The sequence below is a fragment of the Streptomyces sp. NPDC094448 genome, assembly GCF_044763775.1.
GTDB lineage: Bacteria > Actinomycetota > Actinomycetes > Streptomycetales > Streptomycetaceae > Streptomyces.
This window is the reverse complement of record NZ_JBIWGU010000007.1, coordinates 357103-370117: the sequence shown is the minus strand read 5'-3', so window position 1 is coordinate 370117 and position 13015 is coordinate 357103. Positions and strand designations below refer to the sequence as shown.

Annotated in this window: 8 protein-coding genes and 1 other RNA gene; 8 read left to right on the top strand and 1 reads right to left on the bottom strand. The window is 67.5% G+C overall.

Features of this window, described 5'->3' with window-relative positions; translation table 11 throughout:
* Positions 1 to 169: 169 nt before the first annotated feature.
* The 3 genes from ACIQ9E_RS16370 (at position 170) to ACIQ9E_RS16360 (ending at position 8289) form a co-directional block, all read left to right on the top strand.
* Complete coding sequence (locus tag ACIQ9E_RS16370; protein WP_403707334.1) at positions 170 to 6484, top strand: RHS repeat-associated core domain-containing protein; 6315 nt, start codon at positions 170 to 172, stop codon at positions 6482 to 6484.
* Positions 6481 to 7071, top strand: coding sequence for a hypothetical protein (locus tag ACIQ9E_RS16365; RefSeq protein WP_403707332.1), 591 nt, complete (start codon positions 6481 to 6483; stop codon positions 7069 to 7071). Before ACIQ9E_RS16370 ends, ACIQ9E_RS16365 begins: the two co-directional genes overlap by 4 nt.
* A gap of 360 nt (positions 7072 to 7431) precedes the next feature.
* Positions 7432 to 8289 (top strand): hypothetical protein, encoded by an 858-nt coding sequence (locus ACIQ9E_RS16360; RefSeq protein WP_403707330.1) that lies wholly within the window; start codon positions 7432 to 7434, stop codon positions 8287 to 8289.
* Between the two features lie 97 nt (positions 8290 to 8386).
* Here the strand turns inward: ACIQ9E_RS16360 and ACIQ9E_RS16355 are convergent, their stop codons facing one another.
* Positions 8387 to 8578, bottom strand: coding sequence for a hypothetical protein (locus ACIQ9E_RS16355; RefSeq protein ID WP_006349024.1), 192 nt, complete (start codon positions 8576 to 8578; stop codon positions 8387 to 8389).
* A gap of 277 nt (positions 8579 to 8855) precedes the next feature.
* On the opposite strand from ACIQ9E_RS16355, the gene ftsE reads away from it, so the two are divergent.
* From ftsE to ssrA, 5 genes are all read left to right on the top strand, one after another.
* On the top strand, positions 8856 to 9545 hold the full coding sequence (gene ftsE, locus ACIQ9E_RS16350) for a cell division ATP-binding protein FtsE (protein WP_146480273.1): 690 nt from the start codon (positions 8856 to 8858) through the stop codon (positions 9543 to 9545).
* A gap of 50 nt (positions 9546 to 9595) precedes the next feature.
* A complete protein-coding gene (ftsX, locus tag ACIQ9E_RS16345) occupies positions 9596 to 10513 on the top strand; it encodes a permease-like cell division protein FtsX (protein WP_403707328.1) in 918 nt (305 codons plus the stop codon).
* A gap of 67 nt (positions 10514 to 10580) precedes the next feature.
* Positions 10581 to 11753 carry a S41 family peptidase gene (locus tag ACIQ9E_RS16340; RefSeq protein WP_403707326.1) on the top strand — a complete coding sequence of 391 codons (1173 nt, stop codon included), beginning with the start codon at positions 10581 to 10583 and terminating at the stop codon, positions 11751 to 11753.
* Positions 11754 to 11771: 18 nt separating this feature from the next.
* Complete coding sequence (gene smpB / locus ACIQ9E_RS16335) at positions 11772 to 12251, top strand: SsrA-binding protein SmpB (protein WP_006349028.1); 480 nt, start codon at positions 11772 to 11774, stop codon at positions 12249 to 12251.
* Between the two features lie 191 nt (positions 12252 to 12442).
* Positions 12443 to 12837, top strand: a transfer-messenger RNA (tmRNA) gene (gene ssrA / locus ACIQ9E_RS16330).
* The last annotated feature ends 178 nt before the right edge of the window (positions 12838 to 13015 follow it).

The window sequence follows — 13015 nt, the reverse complement described above, 5'->3', positions numbered from 1 at the left end:
AGGCACGGCAAGAGGATCCGGACCGGGCCGGACACGCATCTGGGCGATCCCGCTCCTCGCAGCGGTCCTCGCCGTACCCGTGGGACTCACCCCGCTGACACCAGCGGCACAGGCTGCCGGCCCGGGCCGCCCCGATGTCCCGGACCAGCGCGTCAGCAAGGTTCGCAGCATGGACACGGCCGGGGCGAAGAAGGCCCGGGAGCGCGTCGCGAAGGAACGGGCGGCCGACCTGGCCGGCATCAACAGGGCCGCGCAACAGCAGAACGCGTCCCGTTGGCCCGCCGCCGGAACCGTCACCGTACCGCTGTCGGACAGCCCCCGGACCGCCAACGCGGGCGGCCTCGCCTTCGGAGTGAGATCCACCGACCGGAAGCGCACGACACCCGTGAGTGCCACGGCCCGTCTCACTGTCCTCGACCGGCGGGCCACCGCGGCGGTCGGTGTCGACGGCGTTCTGCTGACCGCCCGGACGGAGCAGCCGGTCACCACCGATCTGTCGGTCGACTACTCGTCCTTCGCCTCCGTCATCGGCGGCGGCTGGGCATCGCGGCTGAAACTGTGGCAGCTCCCCGCCTGCGCTCTCACCACCCCGAAGGCCCCGGACTGCCGCAGACTGACCCCCCTCGACACCCGTAACGACATCCGTGCCCAGCGCCTCACGGCCAAGGCCCCACTGGCCGCGAACACGGTCCTCGCGGTGGCCGCCACCGGCCCGGGGCAGTCGCCGTCCGGCGCCGGCGACTACTCCGCGACCCCCCTTTCTGCCTCGTCCACCTGGACGTCCGGCGGTTCCTCCGGAGCCTTCACCTGGTCGTACGACATGGGGGTGCCCGCACTCGCCGCCGGACCGGTGCCCACCCTCGGCCTGTCCTACGACTCGGGCAGCATCGACGGCCGCACCGCCTCCACCAACAACCAGGGCACCGAGGTCGGCGAGGGCTTCGACCTCACCGCCGTGTCGTACATCGAGCGCAAGTACGACTCCTGCCACAAGGACGGGCACGACAAGAAGTACGACCTCTGCTGGAAGTACGAGAACGCCTCACTCGTCCTCAACGGCAAGTCCACCGAACTGGTCAAGGACGACACCAGCGGCGTATGGCGGCTCAGGGACGACGACGCCTCGATCGTGACCTACAGCGTCGGGGCCGACAACGGCGACGACAACGGCGAGCGGTGGACCGTCACCACCGGCAACGGCACGAAGTACCACTTCGGCAGGGACAAACTGCCCGGAGCGGGCACCGAGCGCACCAACTCGGTCTGGACCGTGCCCGTCTTCGGCGACGACACGGGCGAGCCCGGATACGACGCGGGCAATGCCTTCGCCAACCGCTCGCTCAACCAGGCGTGGCGCTGGAACCTGGACCTCGTCGAGGACGTCCACGGCAACGCCATGACCTACTGGTACACGGCCGAGACCAACCACTACCGCAAGAACAAGGCCTCCACCGCCGACGCGAAGTACACGACCAGCGGCTATCTGCACCGCATTCGCTACGGGCAGCGGGCCGACACCCTCTTCAGCGAGACCGCACCCGGCGTTGTCGCCCTCACCCACGCCGACCGCTGCACCGCCGCGGACTGCGCCCCACTGACCGAGACCACCGCCAACAAGTGGCCCGACGTCCCCTTCGACGCCCTGTGTACCGCGGGTGAGAACGACACGGACTGCATCGCGGAGAGCCCGGCGTTCTTCTCCCGCAAACGCCTCACCAAGGTCGAGGTGTCCGTGCTCAGCGGCACCGCCTATGCACCGGTCGACTCCTGGACGCTCGGCAACCGCTTCGTCGACAACGGCGACCTCGCGGACCCCTCGGACCAGACCCTCGTCCTGGAGAGCGTGCAGCGGACCGGCCACACCGGCACGCCCATCACCCTCGACCCCGTCTCCTTCACCTACCACCGCCGGCCCAACCGGGTCGCGGGCGGTACCCAGCCCGGCGGCGGCAACATCCTGCCGCTGACCCGCCCCCGGGTCGCTTCGGTCACCACGGAGACGGGTGCGATCACCAACGTCTCGTACAACGACCCCGAATGCGTCCGCGGGTCGGCTTCCATGCCTGCCGCGGAGGACTCCAACACCAAGAGCTGCTATCCCCAGTACTGGAACATCAACGGCGCCACCGACGCTTCCATCGACTGGTTCCACAAGTACCGGGTCGTCGCCGTGACCGCGTCGGACCCGGCCGGACACGGCGAGCCCGTCGAGTACGCGTACACCTACGAGAATCCGGCCTGGCGGCACAACGACAGCCCGTTCGTCCCGACCGCCGAACGCACCTGGTCCCTCTGGCGCGGCTACGGAAAGGTGACGGCCTGGACCGGCGCGACCAACGGCACCCGTTCGCGGACCGTCACCGGCTACCTCCAGGGCATGCACGGCGACCGGATCAAAGCAGGCGGTACCCGCACGGTCAGCGCACCCGGTATCGACCTGACCGGGCTGAACGTGCCCGCCGTCAGCGACTCCGAGCAGTATGTGGGCTTCCAACGCCAGCAGATCACCTACGACGGAACGACACCGGTCTCCGTCACTGTGAGCGACCCCTGGTCGGCGCGGACCGCGACCCAGCACAAGTCGCACGCCGACACCGAGGCGCACTATGTCCGCACCCGCACCACCTACCAGCACACCTATCTGCCACTGAAGCAGTCATGGCGTACGACGTCGTCCACCACGGACCACGACTTCTACGGCATGCCGGTGAAGGTCGCCTCCGCCGGTGATATCGCGAAGACCGGGGACGAGACCTGCACCCGCACCTGGTACGCCCGCAACCCCGGAGCGGGACTCACCAGCACGGTCTCCCGCACCCGTACCGTCGGCAGCGTCTGCACCACGGACGAAGCCGATCTGAATCTGCCTGCCTCCACCGCCACCCGTGGTGATGTCATCTCCGACACGGCGACCGTGTACGACATCACCCCGACCGAGACCACCACCTGGACTGCGGACCAGACCCCCACCAAGGGCCTGGCGACCTGGACCGCCCGTGCGTCCGCCTACCCGCCGACGGTTACTGGCGGCGAACGGCCCCCGTCCGCATGGCAGCGGCAGGCCACCACTGCCTACGACACGCTCGGTCGGCCCCTGTCCGTGATGGACGCGGCGGACCGCACGACCACCACCGCGTACACGCCCCCGGGAGCGGGAGCCACGACCAAGACCGTCGTCACCAATCCCAAGAATCACACCGTTACCACCTACCTCGACGGTCTCCGCGGTCTCCCCCTGCGCATCCACGATGCCAACAACAAGAAGACCGAGCAGGTCTACGACTCCCTCGGCCGCGTCACCGGAGTCTGGCTGCCCAACCGCAACAGGGCCGCCGCCCAGAGCGCCACTACGAGCTTTGCCTACACCCTGCGACGTGGTGTGGTGCCGTCCATCGCCACCTCCACCATCAAGTCATCGAGCACAGTGATGACCTCCTACGAGATCTTCGACTCGCTGCTCCGTCCGCTCCAGAAGCAGACCTCCACCCCGCTCGGCGGGCGGCTGCTCACGGACACACGGTACGACTCGCGGGGCCTGGCATACGAGTCGTACGCCGGGATCTACGACACGACGAGTGCGCCGAACAGTACGTACGTTCGTGCGGAGTTCGGCGAGGCACCCCGGCAGCTCCAGACCGTTCTCGACGGCGCTGGGCGCGCTCTATCCAGCAGCCTTCTCGTCTTCGGCGTGAAGAAGTGGCAGACGACCACGGCCTACACCGGCGACTCCACGGCGACCAGCGCCCCCTCGGGCGGGCAGGCCGTTCGCGTCGTCACCGACGCGCTGGGCCGCACCTCTGAGCGGCGAGAGTACGCCGGTACAGGCTTCGCGGACGCTGACTTCGGCGGTGGTCTCGGCAGCGGTCGCACCACCACCTCGTACACCTACACCCGGGACGGCAAGCAGGCGACTGTCACCGGACCGGACGGCGGCCAGTGGTCGTACACCTACGACCTCTTCGGACGAAGGCTCTCCGAATCGGACCCGGACAAGGGCACGACCCGCACCGGATACACCGTCCTCGACCAGGCGGACTGGACCAAGAACTCCGAAAACGGCCAGCTCCTCTACGATTACGATGAACTGGGCCGTAAGACCGGTCTGTGGTCCGGTACCGAGCGCAGCAACGTGAACAAGCTGGCCGCCTGGACATACGACACCCTTGCCAAGGGGCAGCCCGACGGTTCCGTCCGCTACGACGGCGGTACGGCGGGCGAGGCGTACGGCAAGAAGATCGTCGCCTATGACGCGCTGTACCGCGCCACACAGACCCAGGTGACCCTCGCTGCTACGGACGATCTGGTCATCGCGGGTGCGGCGGCCACCAGCTACTCCTTCTCGACCTCGTACGACCTCGACGGCTCCGTCGGCTCCAGTACGGAACCCGCAGCCGGCGGTCTCGCCTCGGAGATCATCTCTTACCGCTATACGCCGACCGGCCAGCCCGTCGGGATCTCCGGCTCCTCCGGCTATCTGCTGGACGCGACCTACAGCGCCCAGGGACAGCCGCAGCAGCTCGTCCTCGGTCTGTCAGGGGCGACCGAGGCGAAGAAGACATACATCGACAAGCGGTACGAGCCGGGAACCGACCGGCTGACCCGGTCCTTCGTCACGACGCCCCAGACCGCGCCGTTCAAGCCGCAGGACCTCAGCTACACCTATGACGACGCGGGCAATGTCACCAAGATCGCTGATACACCGAACGCCGATCCGTCGCTGAAGACCGACATCCAGTGCTTCAGTTACGACGGTCACCGTCGGCTCACCGAAGCGTGGACCCCGTCGACGGACAACTGCACAAGCCGTACCCTCGGCGGCGCAGCCCCCTACCGCACCGCCTTCACGTACAACGCCTCCGGTCAGCGGGCGACGGAAACCCGGACCCCGGTCACGGGCACGGCGACGACCACGAGCTACTGCTACCAGGACCCTGAGCGCCGCCACGCACTGACCCGGACCACGACCGCCACGGAGTGCGGAACACCGTCGGCCGAGGCCATGTACGCGTATGACAAGACGGGTAACACCACCAAACGGCCTGCGCCCGGCACCGGAACGCAGGCACTGACATGGAACGCCGAGGGCAAGTTGATCGAACTGGTCCAGGGTTCCCGGAAGACCGGCTATCTGTACGACGCCGACGGCACTCTGCTGATCCGGCGTGCCATGACCGGTGACGGGGAGAGTGTCCTCTATCTGGGGGCCACGGAGATCCACCACAAGGTCGTGGGCACCACGAAGACGACCTGGGCGACGCGTACCTACGTGGCCGGAGGCATCACCGTTGCCCTGCGCTCCACCGAGTCCGGTACCTCTCGTGTGTCCTTCCTCGCGGCCGACCGGCACGGCACCGCGAGCCTGGCTCTCGACGCCACGACGCAGGCTGTCTCCAAACGCTTCACGACGCCTTTCGGCGCGCCGCGAGGCACGGCCGTCGGCACCTGGCCCGACGACAAACGGTTTCTGGGCAAGCCGGTGGACACGGCCACTGGGCTGACCCATGTGGGAGCACGTCAGTACGACCCGGCGATTGGTCAGTTCATCAGTGTTGACCCGCTGATGGAGATGGACAAGCACCAGACGCTCAACGGATACACCTATGGTGCGCAGAACCCGGCGACTTTCTCCGACCCCTCCGGTCTCGGCTTGGCATGTGGCAAGAAGGACATGCCTGCTTGTCCGAAGCGGCCTGACGGGACTCCGGGGAACGGCCGTCCCGACGAGGGTGTGGACCACTCCAAGCCGAAGCCAGGTAGCAGTGGTGGCCATGGCGGCGGCAACGGCCGAGGTGGTGGCAGCAGTGGTGGCGGCACCCACTGCTACTCAGGCAACATGTCCGCAAGCTGCCCCGCGCCGAACAGGGGGGCGCCGGCGCCGAATCCCGTCTACGTCCAAATTCTCCAGTTCATGGTGGATGAGATGAACGCCAACGCGAAGTCGGAAACTGCGGCGGCCATTCGGTGCGCCATGATTCCTACCGAGTGTTTCTCTCTAAACGGGTGGATTCCCGAGATCAGTCCCGCCGTCTTGGCCCACACGAGCGCACCGGGCACGGGCTTCATCGCAGGACTGGGGATCTGGACGGCCATGGTGCACAGCGAAGGGCCATGGGACCACAAGCACCAGCTCGACGAGAAGTTCGAGCTGAAAGAGAGAAGGCTTTACCGTACTCCCATTACCACCGATCCGGGGAGTAAATCCGTGCTCTACGACGTCTGGTCGAATATCCACTACGGTTATGTCGGGCGAAAGGCCGCGATCAGTGAGGGGGTTCTTATGAAGGGCTCTCAGGTGAGCGAGCGGGGAGTCGGTCATACCGATGAAGGTGACAACATATCCATTCGTGCTGGATACCGGCTGTTCGAGGAGACGGAAAGTTCCGGGAAGGACGTAACTGTGGAGCAGCTCCATAGGATCGTCATGGAGACGATTCCTGACTGGGAAGCGGCTCCGGGGCTCGGGTGGGGCGAGAAGATAAAGTGATCAAAATATTCACCCGCTCGGGCAAGTGGCTGTCGCTCATGGCGGCCTTCGGGGTCCTCGCTGTGGGATGCGCCGGGAAAATCGAAATCGACGCTCGTCCTGAGAGCCTACTCATGACGGTCAATGATATCCAGGATGATTCTTGCGGCCCTTGGGAATCTGGCGGTGTGCGTCACCAGAAGGATAAACAGGGGGCGGTGGCGGCTGCTGTCATTGACTGGGAAACGCCTGACGGTTGCGAAGTGGGTGTCTCTGTTTTCGCTTACGGCGATGCGGAGGGGGCGGGGAAAACCTTCGAGAGAGGGGGCCCGCGGCATTGGTGGGGAGACATCTGGCCGTATGACCCGGTGAAGGTCGATGTGACTGTCCCGGTGGCCGCGGATGCATATGAACTTCTCTGTATCGGAGGTTCGGGGGAGCAGGGCTGTTTCAACTGGAGCTATTGGGCTCGATATGGTTCCCATTTGGTGGATCTGGAGTCCTTCGGTCTGGACCGGAAGGATCGCTACATCTCCAAGGAGGCGTTTATGAGGACGTTGGGAAACGTGGACAGTCGCATCGCGAGCGTGCTCAAGCGGAGTCGGTAGGGGGTGAGGGGGGCGTCGTCGATGCCCCCCATCCGTGCCACGCGAGGTCGTGGCTGCCCCTTGGCGGGCTGGTGTGATGGCATCTCAATTTTATGTCGACAAATAGGCAATGTCGAATGCAATTGGATGTCGGTGCGCTCTGTGGGTCACAGTTGCATTGCCCTGCCCCAGGCAACAGCCCTCATATCGGGCATCGTTCGCACTGCGCGCTTGACGGGCCCTTCCGAACTGGCAAGGCTGGCACGCGGCATGCGTGTTTCCCGGGGCGAGAGCGAGCGGGGTGAGAGCGGAAGCTCTCCCCTGAGTAGCCGCCCGGGAGACCCGGCTCAATGACGAAAAGCTACTGGGGGTAGCAGGTAGATGACGAAGAAGACGCGTATCCGCGTGGCACGGATCGCCGCCGGCGCGGTGATCGCTGCTGGCGCGTCGCTGACGGTGGCCGGTGCGGCCTCCGCATTCAGCGGGCCGCAGTCCAGCGAGGCCGGCCTGGGAGTGAACGACGAGAAGCCCCCCACCAGCGGCGGGGGTGAGGGTCAGGGAGGCGCCACAGGTGTCATCGCCGGTGGTGAGAACCAGGGCGGTGCTGAGGGCCAGGGCGGTGCTGAAGGTCAGGGCGGTGCCGAGGGCCAGGGCGGTGCCGAGGGCCAGGGCGGTGCCGAGGGTCAGGGCGGTGCTGAAGGTCAGGGTGGCGCTGAGGGCCAAGGCGGTGCCGAGGGTCAGGGTGGCGCTGAGGGTCAGGGTGGCGCTGAGGGCCAAGGCGGTGCCGAGGGCCAAGGCGGTGCTGAAGGTCAGGGTGGCGCTGAGGGCCAAGGCGGTGCGACCAAGGGCGGTACGTCCAGCCAGGGCGGCGGCAACAACGTCGGCGGTGGTGAGACCAAGGGCGGTACGTCCAGCCAGGGCGGCGGCAACAACACCGGCGGTGGCGACCAGGGCGGCAACAACAACGGCGGCAACAGCACCTCCGGTGGAAGCAACACCTCCACCAGTGGCAACGGGTCCGGCGGTTCGACCGGCGGGTCGGCCGGTGGTGGGGACCAGACCGACACCAACAACGCCGGCTCCCAGCCCGTCCAGCAGGGCGAGGCCAAGGAAGAGCTTGCCGAGACCGGAGCGATGGAGACGACCTTCCTGCTCGTCGGCGCCGCGACGATGATCGCCGGTGGAATCGGGTTCCGGATGCTGCCCCGGCTCGTCGGCGGCAACCGCGCGGCCGTCTGAGTGAGACCGTAACCGCTGAAACGCGGAGAGTGACGAGGGGCCCGGGGTGTGGCACAGCACCCCGGGCCCCTCGGCCGTGTCGGCGGGAGGCGGCCGCTCAGGCCGTACGCGTCGCCAGCAGGGCCACCGCGGCGATCAGCAGCACCAGCAGGCCCGCCAGGGCCGCCGGGGTCAGCGCCGAGAACGGGCTCTGCTGCTGGAGCCGCTCACGGTTCGCCCGGCACACCGGGCAGCGGCCCTCGGAGACCGGGGCCGCGCAGTTGGCGCACACCAGACGGTCGTAGGTCATGCGCTCTCCTCTCCCGCGTGTCGGAGCCGCAATCCGCGGACCGTCAGCACACTTCCCGTCCGACAACGCTCAAGGACACGCGACTGTTCCCTACCACTGTGCCAGCTCCTACGCCGTTCGGCGCGCGGCCGGGGGAAGCTCCACCCTCCGGGGGCCGGCCCCGGGCGTGCCACTTGGGCGTGACAATCCACGCATCCCCGGCCGTCGACTGCGTACTCACGCCCCGTTCGCGTAGTGTCACGCACACCCTTTGACCCCGGCCGACATGGTGTGCCCCGTGATCCGATTCGCCCATGTTTCGAAGACCTACCCCAAGCAGAGCAGGCCAGCGCTGCACGATGTCTCCCTGGAGATCGCCAAGGGCGAGTTCGTCTTCCTGGTGGGATCCTCAGGCTCCGGAAAGTCGACCTTCCTCCGGTTGATCCTCCGCGAGGAGCGGGCCAGTCACGGCTCCGTCCATGTGCTCGGCAAGGACCTGGGGAAGATCTCCAACTGGAAGGTGCCGCAGGTCCGGCGGAAGCTGGGCACCGTCTTCCAGGACTTCCGGCTGCTGCCCAACAAGACGGTCGCGCAGAACGTCGCCTTCGCCCAGGAGGTCATCGGCAAACCGCGCGGCGAGATCCGCAAGGCCGTACCCCAGGTGCTCGACCTGGTCGGCCTCGGCGGCAAGGAGGGCCGGATGCCCGGCGAGCTGTCCGGTGGTGAGCAGCAGCGGGTGGCCATCGCCCGGGCGTTCGTCAACCGTCCGATGCTGCTGATCGCCGACGAGCCGACCGGCAACCTCGACCCCCAGACCTCCGTGGGCATCATGAAGCTGCTGGACCGGATCAACCGGACCGGTACGACCGTGGTGATGGCCACCCACGACCAGAACATCGTCGACCAGATGCGGAAGCGCGTCATCGAACTGGAGCAGGGCCGGCTCGTCCGCGACCAGGCCCGCGGTGTCTACGGCTACCAGCACTGAGCCCACCGATCATCCGTACCACCCCGCGCGAGAAAGGCTGACCGCACGCGATGCGCGCCCAGTTCGTCCTGTCGGAGATCGCCGTCGGTCTCCGCCGCAATCTCACGATGACCTTCGCCGTCGTCATCTCCGTCGCCCTGTCGCTCGCCCTCTTCGGCGGGGCGCTGCTGCTGCGCGAGCAGGTCGGCACGATGAAGGACTTCTGGTACGACAAGGTCAACGTCTCCATCTTCCTCTGCAACAAGAACGACGCCCGGAACTCGCCGCAGTGCGCCAAGGGTGCGGTCACCAATGACCAGAAGGACCAGATCAAAGCCGATCTGGACAAGATGAACGTCGTTGACAAGATCCACTACGAGAGCGCGGAGCAGGCGTACAAGCGCTATCAGGACAGTTACGGCGACACCCCCATCGCCGACACGATCACCCCGGACCAGATGCCGGAGTCCTTCCGGGTCAAACTGCACGATCCGGAGAAGTACCAGGTGGTCGCGTCCGCCTTCGCGGGCCGTCCCGGCGTCCAGTCGGTCGAGGATCAGCGGAGCATCCTGCAGAACCTGTTCGACCTGATGAACGGCATGAACGTGACCGCGATCGCGGTGATGATCCTGATGCTGATCATCGCGTTGATGCTGATCGTCAATACCGTCCGGGTCTCGGCCTTCAGCCGCAGGCGTGAGACCGGCATCATGCGGCTGGTCGGCGCCTCCAGCTTCTACATCCAACTGCCGTTCATCCTGGAGGCGGCCATCGCCGGTCTGCTGGGCGGACTGCTGGCCGTGGGCATGCTGATCGCGGGCCGCTACTTCCTGATCGACCACGGTCTGGCCCTCGCCGACAAGATGCCGCTGATCAACTTCATCGGCTGGGACGCCCTGGTGACCAAGCTCCCCCTGGTCCTGGCGATCGGGCTGCTGATGCCCGCCCTTGCGGCTTTCGTCGCGCTGCGCAAGTACCTCAAGGTGTGACATCCGCCCCCGACGCGGTACCGGCAACGGCCCTGCCGCGCCGGGGGCTTGTCCTAGACTCGGCGCCATGCCGGGCCCTGAGTTCTCCCCTCGGCCCCGCCGCATCCGCCGCGGGGCGGCCCTGACATTGGTGTTCGCCGGTGTGCTGGCGGCCGGCGCGGTCACCGACGCCCTGCCGCACGACCGGTCGTCCGGCGACGGGGAGACCCGCCCCGGGGCCGTGCGCCCGTCCGGGCCGGGCGTCGACCGCGACGATCTCGTCCGGGTCGCGTCCGAGGCCGTAGCCGAGGGCGGTTCGGCCGCCCAAGCCGCCGAGGAGGTCGTCAGCCGCAGCGGTGACCGCTGGAGCGCGGTCTACGATCCGCGCGAGTACGAGAAGTTCCAGCAGAGCCTCGACGGCGAGTACACCGGCGTCGGGCTCTGGGCACGCCCCACGGCCGGCGGGCGGGTGGAGGTCGCCCGGGTGCAGCCCGGCGGGCCCGCGGCGAAGGCGGGCATCCGCTCCGGCGACCGGCTGCGGACGATCGGCGGCCGGTCCGTCGAAGGGCGTCCGGTGACCGAGATCGTCGGACTGCTGCGGGGCGAGGAGCGCACCTCCGTCTCCCTGGGCCTCCAGCGCGGCTCCCGGACCTGGACCCGTGAGCTGATCCGTACCACCGTGCCCAGTGAATCCGTCACGGTCGAACAGCTCTCCGGCGGCGCGGTGAAGATCCGCGTCTCGTCGTTCACCCGTGGCTCGGGCGAGCGGGTGAAGGACGCCGTCGAGGACGCCCCGGACGGCGCCGGGGTCCTGCTGGACCTGCGGGGCAACAGCGGCGGGCTGGTCACCGAGGCCGTCACCGCCGCCTCCGCCTTCCTCGACGGCGGACTGGTGGCCACGTACGACGTCGAGGGCGAGCAGCTCGCCCTGTACGCCGAGCCCGGCGGCGACACCGGACGGCCGGTGGTCGCCCTGGTCGACAGCGGGACGATGAGCGCGGCCGAGATGGTCACCGGCGCGCTGAAGGACCGCGGCCGGGCGGTCACGGTCGGCAGCCGCACCTTCGGCAAGGGATCGGTGCAGATGCCGAGCACCCTCCCGGACGGTTCCGTGGCCGAGCTGACCGTCGGCCACTACCGCACTCCCGAGGGTTACGACGTCGACGGCCACGGCATCACCCCCGATCTGACACCCGCCGAGGGGGAGGACCCCGAGCGGCGGGCCGAGACGGTATTGAGTGGCCTCGGCCCCGGGCCATAGTGCGAAAATGACCGCACTATGGCTAAGGAAAAAGGGCGCAAGCTGATCGCGCAGAACAAGAAGGCGCGGCACGACTACCTCATCATCGACACCTACGAGTGCGGTCTCGTCCTGACCGGGACCGAGGTGAAGTCGCTGCGCCAGGGGCGGGCGTCCCTGGCGGACGGGTTCGTCCAGATCGACGGCCGCGAGGCATGGCTGCACAACGTGCACGTACCGGAGTACTCGCAGGGGACCTGGACCAACCACAGCGCCCGGCGCAAGCGGAAGCTGCTGATGCACCGGGAGGAGATCGACAAGCTGGAGTCGAAGTCGCAGGAGTCCGGGCACACGATCGTGCCGCTGGCCCTGTACTTCAAGGACGGCCGGGCGAAGGTCGAGATCGCGCTGGCGAAGGGCAAGAAGGAGTACGACAAGCGGCAGACGCTCCGCGAACGGCAGGACCGGCGCGAGGCGGACAAGGTGATGTCGGCGGTCCGGCGGCAGCAGCGGTCCTGACGCCGGGACCGGACCGGCACCGGACCGGATCGGACCGGAATGGGGCCGCGCCGGACGGGGCCGTCCGCCGCCGCGTGCGGGAATGCGCTGGCACGGGGTCGTGTCGGTCCCGTACGATGGGAACGTCCCTTGGTGAGGGGCGCACCGGGCTGCCGCGAGGCCGCTTCCGGTGATGCTTGAAAAATCAACATGGGGATGATCGGTTTCGACAGCGGCTGTCGAAGCAGGAGAAGCGAGCCGAGGAAGCGGCAATGATCTCGTAAACCATATGTCGCAAAAAATAATCGCCAATAACAAGCGCGATAACTCCGAAGCCTTCGCCCTCGCTGCCTAATAAGCAGTAGAGACGAACCTTCACTCATGGAGCGTCAGCCCGGGGGTGTTCCCGACCCGGATCCTGGCGTCATCTAGGGAACTCAACCTCTAGGCCCGGTCACGGGGTCCTGAGGAACAACCAACAGTGACTGGGCCCGTCGGAGACTTGTCCGCGTGATCTCCGGGGCCGAGAAAAGCGCAGCGGACTGCGCTCGGAGAAGTCCTGATTCTGCACCGTTGGACGCGGGTTCGATTCCCGCCATCTCCACTCATCCCATGTGAGGCACGGGCCCGGCTGTTACGACAGCCGGGCCTTTGTCGTATCCCGGAAGCCGGGACGGAGTGCCGGGGGATCCGCCGTGGCTTTCCGGGAGCGGGCCGGGGCCGGCGCGCCCGGAGCACCGCCGCGGCCAGGCCCTTCGTCGACCCTCCCCGGCGGGACGATCCGC

Excerpts from the sequence above, each read along its gene's own strand:
- smpB (WP_006349028.1), top strand. The coding sequence starts at position 11,772 with ATGGCTAAGGAAAAAGGGCGCAAGCTGATCGCGCAGAACAAGAAGGCG.
- ACIQ9E_RS16355 (WP_006349024.1), bottom strand. The coding sequence starts at position 8,578 with ATGACCTACGACCGTCTGGTGTGCGCCAACTGCGCGGCCCCGGTCTCC.
- ACIQ9E_RS16370 (WP_403707334.1), top strand. The coding sequence starts at position 170 with ATGGACACGGCCGGGGCGAAGAAGGCCCGGGAGCGCGTCGCGAAGGAA.
- ACIQ9E_RS16360 (WP_403707330.1), top strand. The coding sequence starts at position 7,432 with ATGACGAAGAAGACGCGTATCCGCGTGGCACGGATCGCCGCCGGCGCG.
- ftsX (WP_403707328.1), top strand. The coding sequence starts at position 9,596 with ATGCGCGCCCAGTTCGTCCTGTCGGAGATCGCCGTCGGTCTCCGCCGC.
- ACIQ9E_RS16340 (WP_403707326.1), top strand. The coding sequence starts at position 10,581 with ATGCCGGGCCCTGAGTTCTCCCCTCGGCCCCGCCGCATCCGCCGCGGG.